This window comes from Bradyrhizobium sp. BR14999 (genome assembly GCF_056106085.1).
In genome coordinates this window covers 4,317,203-4,335,316 of record NZ_CM148536.1, presented here as the reverse complement: position 1 = coordinate 4,335,316, position 18,114 = coordinate 4,317,203, and the positions used below count along the sequence as shown (strand labels likewise).

At 63.3% G+C, this 18,114-nt stretch carries 17 protein-coding genes; 6 read left to right on the top strand and 11 right to left on the bottom strand.

Going from position 1 to position 18,114, the window contains the following annotated elements; translation table 11 throughout:
- The first annotated feature begins 178 nt into the window (after window positions 1-178).
- From ACR9YP_RS19905 to ACR9YP_RS19895, 3 genes are read left to right on the top strand one after another with little or no spacing between them, the layout of a single operon-like run.
- The gene (locus ACR9YP_RS19905) at window positions 179-2,305 is read left to right on the top strand and encodes a molybdopterin-containing oxidoreductase family protein (RefSeq protein WP_474220930.1); all 2,127 of its coding nucleotides are present in this window, start codon (window positions 179-181) and stop codon (window positions 2,303-2,305) included.
- 2 nt (window positions 2,306-2,307) lie between these two features.
- Complete coding sequence (locus ACR9YP_RS19900) at window positions 2,308-2,613, top strand: 4Fe-4S dicluster domain-containing protein (protein ID WP_474220929.1); 306 nt, start codon at window positions 2,308-2,310, stop codon at window positions 2,611-2,613.
- Complete coding sequence (locus tag ACR9YP_RS19895; protein WP_474220928.1) at window positions 2,610-3,926, top strand: FAD-dependent oxidoreductase; 1,317 nt, start codon at window positions 2,610-2,612, stop codon at window positions 3,924-3,926. The genes ACR9YP_RS19900 and ACR9YP_RS19895 overlap by 4 nt, the downstream gene beginning before the upstream one ends.
- A 16-nt stretch (window positions 3,927-3,942) precedes the next feature.
- On the opposite strand, the gene ACR9YP_RS19890 is transcribed toward ACR9YP_RS19895, so the two are convergent.
- A complete protein-coding gene (locus ACR9YP_RS19890; protein WP_007602550.1) occupies window positions 3,943-4,161 on the bottom strand; it encodes a DUF3126 family protein in 219 nt (72 codons plus the stop codon).
- Window positions 4,162-4,291: 130 nt separating this feature from the next.
- Window positions 4,292-5,116: a serine O-acetyltransferase gene (cysE, locus tag ACR9YP_RS19885; protein ID WP_091889465.1), complete on the bottom strand. Its 825-nt coding sequence runs from the start codon at window positions 5,114-5,116 to the stop codon at window positions 4,292-4,294.
- A gap of 276 nt (window positions 5,117-5,392) precedes the next feature.
- Between cysE and ACR9YP_RS19880 the strand changes: the two genes are divergently transcribed.
- Window positions 5,393-6,796 carry a hypothetical protein gene (locus tag ACR9YP_RS19880; RefSeq protein ID WP_474220927.1) on the top strand — a complete coding sequence of 468 codons (1,404 nt, stop codon included), beginning with the start codon at window positions 5,393-5,395 and terminating at the stop codon, window positions 6,794-6,796.
- Here ACR9YP_RS19880 and ACR9YP_RS19875 read toward each other — a convergent pair.
- Window positions 6,754-7,509: an alpha/beta fold hydrolase gene (locus ACR9YP_RS19875; RefSeq protein ID WP_091889523.1), complete on the bottom strand. Its 756-nt coding sequence runs from the start codon at window positions 7,507-7,509 to the stop codon at window positions 6,754-6,756. The genes ACR9YP_RS19880 and ACR9YP_RS19875 overlap by 43 nt on opposite strands.
- 165 nt (window positions 7,510-7,674) lie before the next feature.
- A complete protein-coding gene (locus tag ACR9YP_RS19870; RefSeq protein ID WP_474220926.1) occupies window positions 7,675-8,811 on the bottom strand; it encodes a hypothetical protein in 1,137 nt (378 codons plus the stop codon).
- 305 nt (window positions 8,812-9,116) lie between these two features.
- Here ACR9YP_RS19870 and ACR9YP_RS19865 point away from each other — a divergent pair, with 305 nt between their 5' ends.
- Together ACR9YP_RS19865 and ACR9YP_RS19860 are read left to right on the top strand one after the other, a co-directional pair.
- Entirely contained in the window at window positions 9,117-9,362 is a 246-nt protein-coding gene (locus ACR9YP_RS19865) for a zinc-finger domain-containing protein (protein ID WP_007602543.1), read from the top strand.
- Between the two features lie 19 nt (window positions 9,363-9,381).
- Complete coding sequence (locus tag ACR9YP_RS19860; protein WP_474220925.1) at window positions 9,382-10,584, top strand: FAD-dependent monooxygenase; 1,203 nt, start codon at window positions 9,382-9,384, stop codon at window positions 10,582-10,584.
- A 20-nt stretch (window positions 10,585-10,604) separates the two neighbouring features.
- On the opposite strand, the gene ACR9YP_RS19855 is transcribed toward ACR9YP_RS19860, so the two are convergent.
- The 7 genes from ACR9YP_RS19855 to ACR9YP_RS19825 all read right to left on the bottom strand — a co-directional run bounded on the left by ACR9YP_RS19855 (window position 10,605) and on the right by ACR9YP_RS19825 (window position 18,097).
- The gene (locus tag ACR9YP_RS19855) at window positions 10,605-11,033 is read right to left on the bottom strand and encodes a twin-arginine translocation pathway signal (protein WP_091889471.1); all 429 of its coding nucleotides are present in this window, start codon (window positions 11,031-11,033) and stop codon (window positions 10,605-10,607) included.
- 616 nt (window positions 11,034-11,649) lie between these two features.
- A complete protein-coding gene (locus ACR9YP_RS19850; protein WP_474220924.1) occupies window positions 11,650-11,901 on the bottom strand; it encodes an acyl carrier protein in 252 nt (83 codons plus the stop codon).
- Window positions 11,892-13,430, bottom strand: coding sequence for a hypothetical protein (locus ACR9YP_RS19845; protein ID WP_474220923.1), 1,539 nt, complete (start codon window positions 13,428-13,430; stop codon window positions 11,892-11,894). The genes ACR9YP_RS19850 and ACR9YP_RS19845 overlap by 10 nt, the downstream gene beginning before the upstream one ends.
- 30 nt (window positions 13,431-13,460) lie before the next feature.
- Window positions 13,461-15,053, bottom strand: coding sequence for an amino acid adenylation domain-containing protein (locus tag ACR9YP_RS19840; RefSeq protein ID WP_474220922.1), 1,593 nt, complete (start codon window positions 15,051-15,053; stop codon window positions 13,461-13,463).
- 54 nt (window positions 15,054-15,107) lie between these two features.
- Complete coding sequence (locus ACR9YP_RS19835; RefSeq protein ID WP_474220921.1) at window positions 15,108-15,281, bottom strand: hypothetical protein; 174 nt, start codon at window positions 15,279-15,281, stop codon at window positions 15,108-15,110.
- A gap of 38 nt (window positions 15,282-15,319) precedes the next feature.
- Complete coding sequence (locus ACR9YP_RS19830) at window positions 15,320-16,393, bottom strand: phosphatase PAP2 family protein (protein ID WP_474220920.1); 1,074 nt, start codon at window positions 16,391-16,393, stop codon at window positions 15,320-15,322.
- Window positions 16,394-16,780: 387 nt separating this feature from the next.
- A complete protein-coding gene (locus ACR9YP_RS19825) occupies window positions 16,781-18,097 on the bottom strand; it encodes a hypothetical protein (protein ID WP_474221092.1) in 1,317 nt (438 codons plus the stop codon).
- Between the last annotated feature and the right edge of the window lie 17 nt (window positions 18,098-18,114).

The following is an 18,114-nucleotide window of genomic DNA, read 5'->3' as shown; positions in this document are numbered from 1 at the left end:
TCACGCGATGTGTGGGTAGAAAGGTATTGCCGGGTCCAGCAATTAGCATGCCAGACATCCGGCCGGCCGTCCACGGGCCGAGAGCAGTCCGAGACAACAAGACCGCACATTTTGAAAAGCCAGGCCTTGCCCGCCGGCCGCATCCTTGACCGACTTGAATCGGGAAGCGGAGAGACCCATGGCCCGGACCACGGTAATAGGCGCGTGCCCCCACGACTGCCCGGACACCTGCTCCATCCTGACCACGGTCGAGGATGGCAAGGCCATCGCCGTCCGGGGCAATCCCGATCACCCCTTCACGCGCGGGCGGCTCTGCGTGAAGGTCAACAACTATGAGGAGCGCGTCTACAGCGACAAGCGCGTGCTCCATCCCCTGAAGCGGGTCGGCCCGAAGGGCTCCAGGCAGTTCCAGCGAATCTCCTGGGAGGAAGCGCTCGCGACCATCACCTCGCGCTGGACATCCGTCATCGCCGAGCACGGTGCGCAGGCGATCCTGCCCTACAGCTATCTGGGCACGCAGGGCATCATCAATGGGCTGAACGTCGGCGATCCGCTCTTCAACAAGCTCGGCGCGACGGTTCTCGAGCGTACCTTCTGCGATTCCGCCTCATGCACCGCGTACATGATGACGATCGGGCACACGCCGGGCGTCGACCCCGAAAGCTTCGTGCACTCGAAGTACATCATCCTGTGGGCCTGCAACACACTGAGCACGAACTCGCATCACTGGCCGTTCATCGAGCAGGCGAAGAAGGCCGGTGCCAAGCTCGTGGTGATCGATCCCGTCCGCACCCGCACCGCACGCCTCGCCGACTGGCACATTCCGATCCGTCCCGGCACCGATGCTGCGCTGGGGCTCGCGATGATCCACGTCATCATCAAGGAGAATCTGGTCGATCGCGACTATGTCGACAAATACACCGTGGGCTACGACGAGCTGGCCGAGCGGGCGTCCAACTACACACCCGAATTCGCCTCGCAGGAAACCGGCATTCCCGTCGACGACATCGTCAAGCTGGCGCGGGAATTTGCGACGACACCTCCGGCCGTCGTGCGCATAGGCGTCGCGGTCGAGCGGCATGCCGGCGGCGGTCAGACCGTGCGCGCGATCGCCTGTCTTCCGGGACTGATCGGCGCCTGGAAGCATGTCGGCGGCGGGCTGCTCCAGCTCCCGATCTGGGCGTTCCCGGTCAGATGGGACGTGCTCATGCGTCCCGATCTCCAGCCGGAGAAGATGCGCGTGCTCAATTCCTGGCGCCTTGGAGCGGCGCTGACGGGCGAGCTCGGCTTGGATCCGCCGATCAAGGCGCTGTTCGTCTACAACGCCAATCCAATGGCGATGGTGACCGAACAGGGCAAGCTCGAAAAGGGATTAGAACGCGAGGATCTCTTCACCGTCGTCAGCGAGCACTTCCTGACCGACACCGCCAAATACGCCGACATCGTTCTGCCCGCGACCACGCAGCTCGAGCAGAAGGACATCATGTTCTCCTGGGGGCATCTCTATCTGTCCTACAACAACCAGGCGATCGCGCCGCTCGGCGAAGCCGTGTCCAACACCGAGCTGTTCCGCCGGCTCGCGCGCGCGATGGGCATCACCGACCCGGCCTTCTTCCGGAGCGACGACGAGATCATCGAAGCCTCCCTCGACTGGACCAGCCCGGTGCTCGCCGGGATCACGCTCGATGACGTCAAGGCCAAGGGCTATGCCCGCCTGAACATGCCCGCGCCGGCCGACTGGGCGCCGCACCGCGAGGGCAATTTTCCGACCGCATCGGGGAAGTGCGAGTTCAGCTCGACCATCGCCGGGGGCGGCAACTTCGTGGTGCCGCTGTTCCGTCAGGGCTACAATGGCGATCAGGACGCCGCGCCGGTCGATCCCCTGCCCCACTACATCCCGCCGAACGAGAACCCGCGCACGGCGCCCATGCTCGCAAAGCGCTATCCGCTCAGCCTGATCTCGCCGAAGAGCCACGCCTTCCTGAATTCGAACTACGGCAACCTGCCGGCACAGACCGCGCAGGCGGGCGAGGAACAGGCGGTGCTCCTCAATCCGGACGATGCGGCACAGCGTGGCATCGTCGCGGGCGCGCCCATTCGCGTGTTCAACGACCGTGGCGCGTTCGAGGCTTTCGCGACCGTTTCGGCCGACGTCATGCCGGGTGTGGTGGTGGCGCCGTCCGGCTACTGGCAGCGGTCCAATCGCAAGGGCGCGACGGTTCACGTGCTGACGCCTCCCGCCTTTGCCGACCTCGGCCGCGCCCCGACATTCTCGGACATCCTCGTTCAGGTCAGCGGGGCCTGACGATGACATATGTGTTCACCGACAATTGCCGCGGCTGCCGATACACCGAATGCGTTACCGTCTGTCCCGTGGAGTGTTTCCACGTCGACGACACCATGACCTACATCGATCCGGAAAACTGCATCGATTGCGGTGGCTGCGCGCCGGCATGCCCGGTCGGCGCGATCGAGCCCGACTATCGCCTCGCCGCGGACAAGAAGTACTGGATCGACGTCAACCGCAAGCGCGCGACTGAGACTCCCGTGATCAGTGCGCGCCTGCCGGCTCTGCCGGGAGCCGATGAACGCAGGCAGGCGCTGGGCCGATGACGGGGTCTGCTGCAAACGAAGTTCGAATCGCCGTCGTCGGCAGCGGACCGAGTGGCTTCTACACCGCCGAGGCCCTGTTGCGCTCGGGCGTGCCCGTGACTGTCGACATGTTCGAACGGCTCCCGGTGCCGTACGGGCTGGTGCGGTTCGGCGTTGCCCCCGACCACCCGAAGCTCAAGCAGGTCACATTGGCCTTCGACCGGATCGCCGCCATGCCCGGGTTTCGCTTCATAGGCGGCGTCACGATCGGAGACGACCTCACGATCGACGAGCTGCGCGAGGCCTATGACGCCGTTGTACTCGCGACGGGCGCGGAACTGAGCCGGGCGCTCGACATCCCCGGCGAAGCACTGCCGGGCAGCCACACGGCGGGCGATTTCGTCGCGTGGTACAACGGGCATCCGCAGTTTGCAGATCTACGATTCGATCTTCATCATGAGACCGCGATCGTCATCGGCCATGGCAACGTCGCTCTCGACGTGGCGCGCATCCTCGCCAAGACCGCGGACGAGCTGCGCCGGACCGACATCGCACGCCACGCGCTCGACGTCCTGGCAGAGAGCCGGATCCGCGAAATCCACGTCATCGGCCGCGGCGGACCGGTGCAGGCCAGGTTCACCGCAAAGGAATTGCGTGACTTTCTCGAACTCGGCGCATGCGACACATGCGTCGACATGCGCAACGTCGCCTCCGATGAATTCGAGCCGCGGCGTCCCGATGATCCGGAGCTGACCGAAAAATTGTCGTTGCTGCGCACGTTCTCGCGGGCGGCCGTGACGAAGCCACGGCGCTGCGTTTTTCGATTTGGTTTGTCTCCCGTCGCGCTCCGAGGACGGGGCCGCCTGGAGGCCATCGCGTTCAAGCAAGGATCGGACGCAATCGAGGAGATCGCATGCGGCCTCTCGTTCAGCAGCGTCGGCCGGAAGACCACGCCTGTGGCCGGGGTTCCCTATGACGCGCATCGCGGCGTGCATGCGAACGTCGACGGACGTGTCGCAGTCGACGGTTCGGTGATCGAGGGCCTCTATGTCTGCGGATGGAGCAAGCGCGGGCCGAACGGCACGATCGGCACCAATCGCGGCTGCGGGATTGCCACCGCAGAGGCCGTCCTGGCGGATATCGCCCATCGACGGCCGCGCTCGGATACGCCTGACGCACTGCTTGCGCGCCTGACCGGCCGCGTCGCACGCATCGTGAGCTATCCGGATTGGGGCACGATCGACGCGGCCGAGAAGCGCAGGGGAGCCGTGCTCGGCAAGCCCCGGGAGAAGTTTGTCACGATCCCCGAGATGCTCGCCGCGGTGGATGCGTGACTCCGAGGCGCTACGCCTACTCCTGGTCGACTAGGTCGTCCTCGAGGATCGCCATCTGGAACTGGAACGAGCGGTCGTCGTCCTCGTCGTCGACGAAGAGCACGCCGATGAACTCCTCGCCGATATAGACCTCGGCGGAATCGTCCTTCTTCGGCCGCGGCACGACGCGAATCTTGGGATTGCCGAACACGCGCTTCAGATACGCGTCGAGCTTTCTCACTTCCTTGACGTCCACGGCAAGTCTCCAATCGAAATCTGGTTGGCGGGGTTTACGACGAGACGCGACGAACCGCCAGCATGAATTGCCAAAGAATTTTGGGACGGAAAGGGCCGGAAAATCCGGTCCCGTTCCGATCAAACGGAGATCAAAGTCCCATCGCGTTGATCATCTGATCCATGGTGCGCGACGGCTCGGCGCAGCCGGCTTCGCCGACGATCTTGGCGGGTACGCCCGCAACCGTGACGTTGTGCGGCACCGGCTTGACCACGACCGAGCCGGCGGCGATGCGTGCGCAATGGCCGATCTCGATGTTGCCGAGGATCTTTGCGCCGGCACCGATCAACACGCCATGGCGGATCTTCGGATGACGGTCCTCGTTCTCCTTGCCGGTGCCGCCGAGCGTGACGCCGTGCAGGATCGAGACGTCGTCCTCGATCACCGCCGTCTCACCGCAGACGAAGCCGGTGGCGTGGTCCAGGAAGATGCCGCGGCCGATGCGCGCGGCGGGGTTGATGTCGGTCTGGAACACCGCGGACGAACGGCTCTGGAGGTAGTACGCGAAATCCTTGCGGCCCTTCAGATAGAGCCAGTGTGCCAGGCGATGGGTCTGGATTGCATGAAAGCCCTTGAAGTAGAGCAAGGGATCGATGAAGCGCGAGGTCGCGGGATCGCGGTCGTAGACGGCGACGAGATCGGCGCGAAAGGCGTTGCCGAGATCGGGATCGTCGCGCAGCGCCTCGTCATAGGTCTGGCGTACGAGATCGCCCGACAGCGCGGAGTGATCAAGCCGGTCGGCGAGACGGTGAATCACGGAATTTTCGAGGCGGCTGTGATGCAGCACCGTCGAATAGATGAAGGTCGCAAGCTCGGGCTCGCGATGGACGATGTCCTCCGCCTCGCTCCGGATCCGGTCCCAGATCGGATCGAGCGATGCGAGCTTTCCTCCCGGATTGACCTGATGCACTGCCATGGGAATTGCTCTTTCGAATGGGCTGGTTTTGTTGGCTCTATAGCACAGTCTAGGCGACAAAGTCCTGGCCGGCTTGCCTGAGAGTGAACAGTGCCTTGCCTTGCGAAAGCGCGCCAAGACATTGAAACACAAGACTTTCTTCTGACGCCCCCAAGCGGCAAGGTCGGCTCAAAGTGGTCAGAGTTTTGCCAAATTCAAGCCGGGCCGCATCAAACTATTGGTGAATTCTCCCCCAACCGTTATTGCGGGCATGGTCGACCCGAGGACGGAACAGTTTTGAGCATCACCACCGACCAATTGCGCGCGCGCGCCGCGGGCTCGTTATGGCTGCGGCTGGCCGCAATGACCCTGCCCCTGCTGATGATCGCGCCGGCGTTCTGGAACGGCTATCCATTGTTGCAATGGGATACCGGCGGCTATCTGGCGCGCTGGTACGAGGGCTACCTCGTCCCGAGCCGCTCCACCGTGTTCGGCCTCTATCTGCACTATGGCGAGAGTTTTGGTTTCTGGATCAACGTCGCGGTCCAGTCGCTGGCGACGCTGTGGCTATTGCAGCTCAGCTTGCGCGTGCTCGGGCTGATGCAGACCTTCCGCTTCGTCGCGATCAGCCTGCTCCTGATCCTGTCGACCGCCCTGCCCTGGCTGGCGAGCATGCTGCTCACCGACATCTTCGCGGGACTGTCGGTGCTGTCGCTGTTCCTGCTGGTCATCGGAGCACACCGTACCTCGCGGCTCGAAAAAATCCCGCTGTTCGTCTTCACCGCCTTTGCCGCAGCGACCCACAGCGCGACGCTCGGCGTGCTGCTCGGTCTGTGCGCCGCCGGCTGGATGGCGCGGCCGCTCCTTAGAGTTCGCCTTCCGCTCGCGGGATTGGCGCTGGCGAGCCTCACCATCGTCGCGGGCGGCCTGATGCTGATGTCGGCGAATTATGCGCTGTCGGGCAAATGGACCTGGACGCCCGGCGGCTATGGCGTCGCCTTCGGCCGCATGATGCAGGACGGCATCGTTGCGCGCTATCTCAACGATCATTGCCCGCGCGAACGCTACAAGCTCTGCCCCTATCGCAACGAGCTGCCGGCGACCGCCGACGAGTTTCTGTGGGGCAAGAGCATGTTCAACACACTCGGCCGCTTCGAAGGCATGAACGAGGAGATGGGCTACATCGTCGTGCATTCGCTCGCGGACTATCCGGCCTGGCAGGCCGGCGCGGCGCTGCGGGCAATGGGCCAGCAATTGCTGCATGTCGCAACCGGCGAAGGCACCAACGGCTGGATCCCGCACACCTACGGCATCATCGAGCGCTACATACCCGCGCAAGTCGCGCCGATGCGTGCGGCGCGGCAGCAGCACTGGGCCGTCAATTTCGACGACGTCAACTGGCTGCATATCCCCGTCGCGCTGGCCTCGATGGCAGCGCTCGTCGGGCTGCTGGTGCATGCGCTCGCGAGACGCCGGCTCGACGATCTGACGCTGCTGGCAGCGACCGTGACACTGGCGCTGCTCGGCAACGCCTTCATCTGCGGCGTGATCTCCGGTCCGCACGACCGCTATGGCGCGCGGATGGTGTGGATTGCGACCTTCGTGGTGCTGACCGCGCTGTTTCGCGCGTTCGGCGACGAGGCGCCGACGGACGAGACTCAGCTACGGCGTGAGAGGAAATCGAGCACGCCGGTCTTGTAGACTTTGTCGCCGACCGCCCGCATGTGATCGCGGCCCGGGATATCGAGCACTTGCGCGCCCGGGATGATCGCGCCGAGTGCGCCGGCAGAGCCCGCGACGTCGTCGGCGGTGCCGACCGCAATCAGCACGGACACCTCGATGCGCGCGGCTTGCGCTCTCGTCATGAGCTCCCGCGTGCCGCGCAGGCAGGCGGCGAGCGCCCGGCGGTCCGAGCGGGTCTGATCGGCAAAGGCGCGGAAGGTACGACCCACGGGATCGGTGACGTCATCGAGCGAGGGTGCCTCCAGCGCCTTTGCGACGTTCTCGCCGGGGCCGGTGCCCTCGATCAGGCCGCCGATGCCGATGCCGCCGAGGATCGCCGAGCGCAGGCGCTGCGGCTCGTTGAGCGCGAGCCACGCCGCCATCCGTCCGCCCATCGAATAGCCCATGATATCGGCCTGCGGGATGGCGAGATGATCCATCAACGCCAGCACGTCGCCGGCCATGACCGGGATCGAGTACTGCGCAGGCTCGTAGAGCTTCGCACTCTCGCCGTGGCCGCGATTGTCCAGCGCGACGACACGGCGGCCGTTCTTGCGCAGTTCCGAGACCCAGGTCGGATAGACCCAGTTCACGTTCTTGCTCGAGGCAAAGCCGTGCAGGAGAATGATCGGGTCGCCCTCGCCTTCGTCGAGATAGGCAATTTCAACGGCGCCGTTGTGGAAGCTCGGCATCATCAGTTCCGCAGGTCTGGAGGGGGAAAAGTCGATCTTAGAGCACGATCCGGACAAGTGTGCAGCGGTTTTTCCGCTCCGCAAACGCGGAACGCGTTTGCGCGGAGATCATGCTCAAACAATAGCCTCAAGCGCGGCTACGAATTACCTCAATCTCATCGCGCTTTAGGCCCTAAGGGCTGCATCCGCCAGAGCGGCCTCGGCGGCCATCTGCGCCCGGCGGAGCCGCCGCGCGCGCTTGCGATCACACCAGGCCTGGGTCAGGCGCTCGGTGGTCGCCTTGATCGAGGACAACAGCCCAAACAGCGTCAGTGCCGCGCCGAACAGCCAGAGCGTCAGATCGAACGCACTGCCGATGAGGAGCAGCGCGCCGCGGCCAAGCAGTTTCATGATGGCGCGGGTCTTGCCGCCCTGCGCCTCCGCAAGCCGGGCCGCGCGCGCAACATCTTTCGGGCCTTCGGCGATCCGCAACGTGTCCATCGCCCCTTGCGTGCCGGTCTTTTCGGCGACGCGCGTCACGTCCTTGCCGAGCCGAACCAGCGCGCCGGCCTTTTGGGCGCGGAACGCGGCCTTGATCGCGCTCACGGTCTCACCGGGCCGCAGCACCGAGCCCTTGGCGACCGCGTTCTGAAGCATCGGCGTGTCGACGATCTCGCGCGCCGACCGGCCGGCCCATGCGGCAAGCCCCTCACCGAGCCGTCCCACCTTGCGCGCGTCCTTCACCAGTGTCAGCCCGGCGCGCACCGGTGCGGCACCACCGACGGAGATGTAGGTTGCCGCCGTCACCGCAAGGCCCGCCGCCGCAAGCCCCAGCACGAGCCGGTCGGTGTCCTCGCCCATGGCGAGGTGCTTGCCTTCCCGGACGACGTCCCTGATGTCGCCGATCACGAAGAGATCGCCGGCCACCGTTCCCGAGAGGCTCGCGACGTCGTCGGCATTGCCGGTGACGAGACCGGTGGCAAATCGTTTGGCAAAATGGGAGGTGGAATTCTCGGCTTTGACCGCATCGTTGACGCGGCTCAGGAGGTCGTTCGGCAGCGCAATGTTGCGGTCACGCGCGAGCGCGACGAAGCTGTCGGCGAGATCGGCGTCGCCCGCGGCGAGCGCAGCCTCGATGTTGTCCTGAACCAGGCGCTCGTTCTGCCGCAGCAGCGCATCGAGCTTGAGCTCGGAGAGCACGGCGGGATCGTCCTGGGCGGCAAGGATCGCGCCGGCCTCGCGGGCCTGCGGTGCTACCTGCGCGAGCATGAAGCTGCATGCCGCGACACCGGCCAACGCTGTGCTGATTCGCAGCCATTTCATGCGGAAAGCCTGGACGGTCCTAAAATCGCAGACGCCTGACGATTCGTCTTTCGTCGCAATTATGCTCGTCCACAGACATAGTATGCCAAAATTGCGACACAACGCCACCGACGAAAGAAGGGCTTCTCTCAGGCCTCAAGATTGTGTCGAATTTGCATGAGCAAATGAGCATGGGGCAATTGCGAACCTTTTGGTTCCGCTGGACTAGCAATCATCTGAACCCACCAGTATGGTCCGGCGCCTTAAAGATGCCGCGTCAGTTTTCGATTGTGTCTGTCGCCATTGCCACTCCAGGATGAACTACGATGTCCGACCATGTCGTCCCGCACTTCCACAACGATGCCGGAGTTCCCGTCATCGAGATCGGCTCGCAAGAGTTCATGTGCGTGGGCGCCAACCCTCCGTTCGATCATCCGCACGTCTTCCTCGACCTCGGCAACGACAACGAGATCATCTGCCCCTACTGCTCGACGCTGTACCGCTTCGCGGCCGACCTGAAGGCGGGCGAAGCCCGTCCGCCAGAATGCGTGCTGAAGGACAAGGTGGCCTGACCGGTCTCATCGGTCAGGGGTGGCGCTCTCCCGAACGATTGTCATTGCCGGTGCCGGCATCGGTGGACTGACGGCCGCGCTTGCGCTCGCGGCCCGCGGCTTCCGCATCGTCGTGCTGGAGAAGGCCGAGCGCCTCGAGGAAGTCGGCGCCGGCCTGCAACTCTCCCCCAATGCCAGCCGCGTGCTGGTCGAGCTCGGCCTCACCGAACGCCTCAAGCTGCGCGCCGTGACCCCGGAAGCGGTCTCGATCATGAGCGCCCGGGCCGGCGGCGAACTGCTGCGCATGCCGCTCGGCGAGGCAGCTTCCGCGCGCGCCGGCGCCCCCTACTGGGTGGTACACCGCGCCGATCTGCAATCGGCGCTGGCGGGCGCCGTTGCCGACCATCCCGACATCGACCTGAAGCTGGGCGCGACCTTCGAGGACGTCGCGCCTCACGCCAAGGGGCTGACGGTGGTCCATCGCAGCGGCACGATCCGCCGCAGCGATCTCGCCAGCGCATTGATCGGCGCCGACGGCATCTGGTCGACGGTCCGCCAGCACCTGTTCCCCGAAGTGCAGCCGCGCTTTTCCGGCCTGATCGCCTGGCGCGGCACGCTCGATGCGACGCAACTGCCGAAGGACTACACCGCGCGCCGGGTGCAGCTCTGGATGGGCCCGAACGCCCATCTCGTGGCCTATCCGATCGCGGGCGGACGCCAGATCAACGTGGTCGCGGTGCTGCCGGGCACCTGGAACAGGCCCGGCTGGAGCACGCCCGGCGATCCTCTCGAGGTGATGGAGGCTTTCGCCGCGCCGCGCTGGCCGCCGTCGGCGCGGATGATGCTCGCCCCGGTCGACGCTTGGCGGAAATGGGCGCTGTTCGGGGTGCCTGACGGCTGCCCCTGGAGCAAGGGCCCGATCGGGCTGCTCGGCGATGCCGTGCATGCGATGCTGCCGTTCGCAGCCCAGGGCGCCGGTATGGCGATCGAGGATGCCGCCGTGCTCGCCCGGCATTTGAGCGTCGAGGCGGCCGAGAGCACCGCGGGCATCACGGCTGCGCTGACGCAATATAGCCGTTCGCGCCAGGCACGCGTGCGGCGGGTGCAGCGGACCGCGCGGCAGCAGGGCCGCATCTATCATTTCAGCGGTCCGCTCGCGATCGCGCGCGATCTTGCGATCCGCGCGCTCGGCCCGGACCGCATGCTGGCGCGGCAGGACTGGATCTACAACTGGCGGCCTTGAGGCCAGGCGCCGCCAGTGCCTCAGCGGATCGCTTTTCCGGATTTCGACGCCGGCTTGGCAGCGGCCGCGGATGACGGCGGCGCGGCGGGCGGTGTCGGCTCGGGCGGTGTCTCCCGGCACCTGTTGCGGCGCCAGGCCTCATCGGCAAGTTGCGCCTGGCCCCGCACCGCGATGTAGTCGTTGCGATAGGCAAGCTCGGACACCACCGCGCCACCAGCGCCGGTCTGGGCCTTGTCCATCAGCCTCTGCAAATCGGCAGTGCGGCTCGCGAGCGCCTTGCGCTCGGTCTCGAGCTGCTTGCAGTCATACAATTCGTATTTGCCGGGATCGGCGAAGGCCGGCGCGACCGTCTCACTCATGCCGGCACAGCCGGACAGCGCAGCACCGGCCGCGAGCAGCACGAGAAGCCCGCTGCATGAGCGCAGGGAAGAGGAAAACGAAGCAGCCATGCCGGATGAATAGTCCCCGTGGATTGAGAATGCCTAAAGCAACAACAGATGTCCGGATTGAGGCTTTGCCTCGTGCGCCCCGCTCGCTTAAGGAAGAACCGCCTATAGAGCCAACAAAGCAGCAATGCCAGAGGGCCGAGGACGTGACGGAATCCGAGCTGAAGCCCCTGAGGTAAGCGGCTCAAATCGTGCGCGGAATCGGCTGTATTCTCTTTGCCCGTCGGGCAATTGCGCCGTATAGATGGGCCGATGCGGGCGTGGCGGAATTGGTAGACGCATCGGACTTAAGCCATTGAGTGCCCTGGAGGAAACTTCAGGAGCAGAACTGCTCAAAGTCGGGGAAACCTTCACTGGCAATCCCGAGCCAAGCCCCCGCCAGGGGGAAGGTGTAGAGACTAGACGGGCAGCACCTACAGCGGACAAGCGCCAGGGTGAAGGGATAGTCCAGACCACGAACGCCGAAAGGGCGGCGGCGAAAGCCGAAGTGGTATGAAAATCCGTGGGGCCGCAAGGCCTGTGCCGGTTCGAGTCCGGCCGCCCGCACCAGATGAGAACAACGTGCGAAGCGTCCGTGACATCTCACACGGACGAATGGCTAAAGAGCCATTTGGACTGGTCACGCGTTGACCGCATCCACCAGATCGGAGATGGCGTTGATCGAATCCAGCTGCGTCAGATCGAAATTGATCCGCGCAAAATCGATCCCGTAGTCCATCTCCAGCGACATGATGATTTCGACCGCATCCAGCGAATCGAGCCGGCCGCTAGTGAACAAGAGCTCATCCTCCTCGACCGGAGAATGATCTCCGCGCAGGCTGAGCCGCTGGATGACATAGTCGCGCATTTTCGAGCGGACGTTCAGATCCATGTATCAACTCCAAAGAGGTATGCGAGAAAATCGGCGCGCTGCCAGATCGTGTGGACACGGTCGAGTGGAGCGTCGAAGACATGCAGGAGACAGAAGAAGAGGATGACCCAAATCATTCCCAATGCGCGGGCTGACCGTCCGTGGTCGGCTCGCGCGCGTCCCTGGGTTTGCATCTGCGACACACCGACGCCCACGGCGAGAAGAAGGGTATAAAACGCATGTGACGCTTCGCCGGTCAGGGCCTTCCACCAGCCGAGCTCCACGACGAACCTGATATCCCGTATGAAATGAAACAGCAGGTTGCCGAGACATGCTGCCATAAAGGTCGCAAAGAACATCCGCAGCTTTCGGTTCGTGCGAAAGTACCGCAGAAAGACCGGATAGAAGAAATGATCGACCAGCAATTCCTTGTAATAGAAATAGTACCTGTTCCAGAACTCGACGAGCGTCGTCGCCTCTAGCGGCCGCCAGGTGTTGCGCAACAGGCGAAAGCCCGCCATCCGCGCGCAAGCGATGATGGCCCCTCCCCATGTCGTCATCGCGAGCACGTCCTCGAAGAAGTATGTCACGAGGCTTGCCCAGCAGAGATATCGCGGATAGTTCGCCCCGCCGACATGTGCAAGGAAGGTCTCGTCGAACGATGGCAGCCCGAGCTGGCCATGGACCAGCGTCCGCAGACCATTCAAGCAGACGGCGAGCAGCAGCGTCCAAACCGCGAGCTTCAGCCCCTTGAGCTGGGTTAAGGCGAGCTCCTCGGATGTCTTCGCTTCGAATTTTGCGAGATAGGACAGACCCTTGCCGAACGGCGTGAGAGTCGATCCCCAAAACGGATGGAAGACGCCGAGATATTGCCAGAACGGCGCCCGACCCGGCGCGGCTGCATCGGCAAGCGCATACGCCAGAAACCAGAGATACGGATGCAAGGCCACGAGGAACGACCAGAGCAGGATCCGCGGCATGCCTGCGATCATGGAGGACTCCGCCACGACCACCAGGCCAATGAAGCTCGAGATCAGGCACAGCGTTGAACGGCGAAACAGCTGAATGGCGACAACTCTTTGCCAAAGCGCCAGCAGGCAGGAGCACAGGATGATAACCAGCACCAGTGACGCGAAGCACAACAGCGACACGGTGACGTGATCGCCAAGCCCTTCCTGGTCTGCGACACGCTGCACGAGATCGCGGTCGATCCAGAAGCCGTTCCGGCAGAGCACCAGCAGCGTCGCCAATGGAATGAGATAGCGGCGAAGCTTTTGCGCGTAACCGCAGGCCATCGCCAGCGGCGCCACCGTAAGGTCAATCTCGAACAGGCCGGCTGGCGCGGCAAGTGCTGTAACGACGGCAAACAGAACGAGGCGTCCTGGTAAGCCCTGCACGTAGGCGACCAGCCCTGGATGCTTATCAATCTGCGGAATGAGCCGCCATGCGTTCTTTGCGGACGGCGCGTACAGCAAAGCAAGATGACGATCGACGGCGGTCGTGTATCCCTGCGTCATACCGAGCGAAGCGCCACTGTCGGTCTTTATCATCCGCGTCGTCCGATCAACGATTCAATGCGTCTAGGCCGCCACAGGCTTACCCGCGGACCGAGGCGAGCGGGCCATTGTCTGGGACTGTTCGAGCAAGGCCGCAACCGCGCGCCGGTCTGCCTTGCCGTTGGCGTTCGTGGGGATGTTGTCCAGCCACACGAACCGGCCTGGCACCATGTAGGCTGGAAGATGCTTGTTGCAGTGCGCGAGCAAATCGACGTCTTCAAGTCTGCTGCCCGCGTATGCTGCCAGCAGGCGGCTCGAGCCGTTGGCATCATGAATCACGACGGCCAGTGCACGCACCACGCCCGGCATCGACTCCAGGGCGTGATCGATCTCCTCGAGCTCGACGCGATATCCGCGTAGCTTGACCTGATTGTCGGCCCTGCCGCGAAATCGAAACTGACCGGTGCGCGGATCCTGCACCACGAGGTCGCCGGTGCGATAAAGCGTAGATCGGTAGCCTTTGACGAGCGGATCCTGGCGGAACCGCCGTGTCGTTTCTTCGGGGTTGTTGAGATAGCCAAGTCCGACACATGGTCCGCCGAGCCACAACTCGCCGACGTCGCCGATCGCGACAGGTTGCAGATCTTCGTTCAGAACCCGGTGACTGAATCCGGGATTGAGCCGCCCGAGCGAAACGAAGCCTTCGGCGGTCTCCAGCGTCGAGCCGGTGATCACCAGGCTGCTGCAAATGCAACTCGTCTCGGTCGGACCGTAGCAGTTGATGAGCTCCGCTCTTCCCGAAAAGGCCTCGTGAAAACGGCGAAGCCTGGCGAGCGGAAAGCCCTCACCGCCGAACATGAACCGGCGCACGCTTGGCAGCTTGTCGGGCCGCAGCAAGTTCATGGAGTCAAGGAACATGAAGAGTGTCGGCACGGCGAAGAAGAACGTGCACTCGTTTGCCGTGATTTCGGCGATCAGTTCGGCTGGTGGGCGTCCTTTCAGAGCGTCGAGCGCAACCACCGAGGCACCATTGAGCAGCGACGCATAGATATCGAACACCGAATTGTCGAAGAAAATCGGATTGACGTTGGTCAGGCGATCCCCAGGACCGATGCCCAGATCGTCGGCCGCCCATTCGACCAGATGAAGTACGCCTTGATGGGGGATCACCGCGCCCTTGGGCTCTCCGGTCGATCCGGACGTGAACATGACATAGGCGGGATCGGCCCCGGTGATCTGCTCGGTTTCCCGCAAGTTGGCGTCATCGAACGCTTCGATTGCCTCCAGGAGATTCCGGCGATCAGCGTCGCTGGCGAGGACGACGCGATTTCCCGCGCCATCACGCGTGCTGATGATGATCGTGGGTTGGCACCGGTCGATCATCAACCGTGCCCGGTCGATCGGCGCCGCCGGATCGAGGAAGCTGTAGGGTGCGCCGATCTTCAGACAGGCCACCGCCAGCGCATAAGTTTCGACCAGCTTCGGCAGCTCGAGGCATACGATGTTGCCCTGGGTCACCCCTTGTGCTGCAAGCCACCGGGCGAAACGGTTCGCCAACGCATTCAGCGTCCGAAAATCATAACACTGACCTTGGCAAAGCACGGCTGCGGCCGCTGGCGAAGAATCAACAACCTGCTGAAACTTCAGAGCGAGGTTGTGGGATCCAGGCTTCGGCATCCGAGCTCTCCTTCCATCGCCGGCGATCACCGCATGCGAAGTCAACTGTCCAAGTTAACCTGCGGCAATTGTCATGCTGATCATCTCTGCACCGGCTGCAAAGCCCGGTAGTAGCCTGCCGTCGAGCGGCAGAAGCGGCACAATCAGGACATTCATTTCTACGCGGCGGCAATTAACGCCGCATAAAAATGAAGGCAGCAACCAGATGGATTTCGGCTTGGTCGACACCGGTCATGCGCGACTTCAACCATATTTCCACCGCAGCACTACGACGATTGCGGGCTCAGATCTCCGCAGGGCTCGACCATCGCCAATGGGTCGACGGTGGAGATCTGCGAGATGGATCTCTCCCGATCCTGCTCGGGCGCAAGACGTGCGCCGATGCGTTTGATGGCCCAGATCGATGCGATGGCGACGGCCACCCCGGCGAACACGTCGACAAAATAGTGTCCTCCTCCGATCGGGGTCGCGGCCAGCATGACCGCGTTCCATAGCACGCCGATCCCCCGGACCCAGCGGATCGGCCAGAGCACCCACATGTACAAGACTGCCGAGATCGCGTGGAAGCTTGGAAAGGTCAGAAGCGGCCCCAGTTGAAACGCATCGAGCAGTCTCACTGTGCCGTCGCGCACCAGGGGGAGCTCGCGCAGCGTCGCGTTGTAGACGGAGGGTTCGAAATTGGGATGGTCCGCTGAGTGTAGTCCTACGGTTTCATAGACGCCGGTCGCTGGGAACAGCGTGGAGATGAGGGTCGTGATAGCCAACGTCAGGCCAAATCCGAGCGAGAACTCCGCAGCGCGCCTGTAGTGACCGAGCAGTGGAACGACAACCACGATCAGAACCAGTTGCCATCGAATGGAGTCGTAGGTCACTGCAAGAGCATCGATCAGACCGGGCCGGTTGACCAACGCCAGATAAGCACGAAAATCCAGGCCTAGGGCCCGATCCATGGCCAGCAGATTCGTGTCCTGCATTGGAAAGTTGGCTGTCGCCGCGAGATAGCCGATCGACACCAGAAGAAGAAGCTGAAGAAGGATTTGAGCAATGAAGAACAGGGCGGCGTAGACGCGGGGGCTCCGTCTGAGTTTTGATTTCAGATTTAGATAACCGACCACTCCGTACACGCCGGCAATTCCGAAATAGATCAGATAGCTGCTTACCCGCAATTGAAAACCGGCTAGACGCATCCCAACGACGAAGACGGCCAGCGTGACTGCGATGAGAACCCAGTTGAGCTGGAAAAGGTTAAAACAAACCGCGAGTTCCGCGCTTGCCCCTGGGGTTGATAGAGTACCGGTCGAACGAGGAAGACCGCCGACCGAGCATGCCTGAACCGCCATTTGTCATTCCCAGCAATTCCGGAGACATGTATGGCAATACAACCTTTAATAGTTTGACAACGAGCGCGTGTAGATTTGATCAAGACAACCTCAGCCGGGTGGGCGTGATCCTTTGCGCCTTGGCAAAGCTCCATCCTCGCCCCCGCTTGGACGACTAATTGCGGTCATGGCGGTGTTCGGAACGCGACCGGCGTCCACGAGATCGACGCGGATACCGCGCGGTTGATCCCGCGGACGGAACTTTGCTTAGGCGCCGTCTATCTCCTCAACCACACCAGCGTTGGTCGAGATCGATGACCGACTTCGGGCTCGATCCGGTTCCTGCAATGCCTTCATGAATGTGAGATGGATTCGCGCAGAAGCGATTCAGCGCGATCATGAGCCCCTTCAACGTGAATCCACTGTTCGCGGCTCGAGGCGTTTCGGCTCGGCCCGGAAGTCGAGCAGCAGGATCCAGAAGCACATCAGCGCGACCGTGAGGAGAATGAAGCTGCCCTCGAATGCTGCTCCCAGAAGCGAGATCAGTGCGGGAATGAAAAGACCGACCGAGATGCATGCGGCGAGCGCCATGGCCGGAAGATCGACAATGAGGATGGCGGCATAGAGCGCGAGCTCGAAGAAGGCATATTCCTTGAGCCGCGGCGAGCTCAGATAGAGCGCAAACATGGCAAGCACCGTGACGCGCATGGCCGTGCGGGGATGATCCATCAGCCAGCGATCCAGCCGCATCAGAAGCGATCCCCCTTCCCGCGCCGGCTTGCTCGCGGCCACGCGCAGGACGGACAGGGCGAACGGCACCAGCACCAGCGCGAGGGTCGCGAGCGCATAGGTCGCGAACATCGCTGGCTTGCTGTCACCGAGGCCGGCGTGGACCATGAGGTCCCGCGCCAGCAGCAGCAGCGACGGATTGATCTCCACGAGATCGACGGCATGCTGGTTCGGGATCTGACCCGCAATCGCAAGCAGCCAGCTCGCGAACAGATCGGGATACAGCAGCCTCGACATCAGGACCGGCAATGCGAAGCCGAACGCCGCCATCGCGATCAGCGCCAGCTTGCGACGGCGCGGCAGCGGCAGGAAATAGAGCGCAGCCAGCACGGGACAGAACACCAGCTTGAACGAGGTCACGAGGCCGAGCAGTGCAGCGCCGGCAAGGCGCAAGGGAAAGCTCGAATCTTCTCCGGACGGAGGCGGGCGAAGCAGGAGCGACAGTGCGATCGCGGTCAGCAGGCCGCTTAGAATCGCGAAATTCCCCGACGCCTGCACCCATTCGAAACCGACGAACGCGCCCAGCGCGCACAGCACCTTGAGCGCAGCATCGCGCGCGCTCGTGCCCGTTCGGCCGAGCCCGGGCAAGAGCAGGCCGCAGAGCACGGCGAGGACGAGAAAGATGCTTCTGTAATGATCGACAAGGCCGCCCGCGCACAGGGGGCGGAAGACGTCCAGCGTCACCGGCAGATAGGGATAAGAGAGCTTGGTGCCCTTCAGGTTCTTGACGAAGTAGGGATCGAGCCCGTCGGCATGCGCATCGACTGCCGCGCAATTGACCCGGACGTCCCAGCCATATTTCACATCGAGCCTGGCGTCGTTGACGAGATTGCCGAGCACCAGCAGCGCAGTCACCGCAATCAGACAGGCAAGCCAGATGTTCCGCCTCGCAGCCGTGTCGGCTGCGGGCTCCAACCATCGTGCTGCACCGGACATCTCGGACACAGGCGGAT

Excerpts from the sequence above, each read along its gene's own strand:
- ACR9YP_RS19905 (WP_474220930.1), top strand. The coding sequence starts at position 179 with ATGGCCCGGACCACGGTAATAGGCGCGTGCCCCCACGACTGCCCGGAC.
- ACR9YP_RS19900 (WP_474220929.1), top strand. The coding sequence starts at position 2,308 with ATGACATATGTGTTCACCGACAATTGCCGCGGCTGCCGATACACCGAA.
- ACR9YP_RS19895 (WP_474220928.1), top strand. The coding sequence starts at position 2,610 with ATGACGGGGTCTGCTGCAAACGAAGTTCGAATCGCCGTCGTCGGCAGC.
- cysE (WP_091889465.1), bottom strand. The coding sequence starts at position 5,116 with ATGGCAGTGCATCAGGTCAATCCGGGAGGAAAGCTCGCATCGCTCGAT.
- ACR9YP_RS19875 (WP_091889523.1), bottom strand. The coding sequence starts at position 7,509 with ATGCCGAGCTTCCACAACGGCGCCGTTGAAATTGCCTATCTCGACGAA.
- ACR9YP_RS19870 (WP_474220926.1), bottom strand. The coding sequence starts at position 8,811 with ATGAAATGGCTGCGAATCAGCACAGCGTTGGCCGGTGTCGCGGCATGC.
- ACR9YP_RS19865 (WP_007602543.1), top strand. The coding sequence starts at position 9,117 with ATGTCCGACCATGTCGTCCCGCACTTCCACAACGATGCCGGAGTTCCC.
- ACR9YP_RS19855 (WP_091889471.1), bottom strand. The coding sequence starts at position 11,033 with ATGGCTGCTTCGTTTTCCTCTTCCCTGCGCTCATGCAGCGGGCTTCTC.
- ACR9YP_RS19850 (WP_474220924.1), bottom strand. The coding sequence starts at position 11,901 with ATGGATCTGAACGTCCGCTCGAAAATGCGCGACTATGTCATCCAGCGG.
- ACR9YP_RS19845 (WP_474220923.1), bottom strand. The coding sequence starts at position 13,430 with ATGATAAAGACCGACAGTGGCGCTTCGCTCGGTATGACGCAGGGATAC.
- ACR9YP_RS19840 (WP_474220922.1), bottom strand. The coding sequence starts at position 15,053 with ATGCCGAAGCCTGGATCCCACAACCTCGCTCTGAAGTTTCAGCAGGTT.
- ACR9YP_RS19830 (WP_474220920.1), bottom strand. The coding sequence starts at position 16,393 with ATGGCGGTTCAGGCATGCTCGGTCGGCGGTCTTCCTCGTTCGACCGGT.
- ACR9YP_RS19825 (WP_474221092.1), bottom strand. The coding sequence starts at position 18,097 with ATGTCCGGTGCAGCACGATGGTTGGAGCCCGCAGCCGACACGGCTGCG.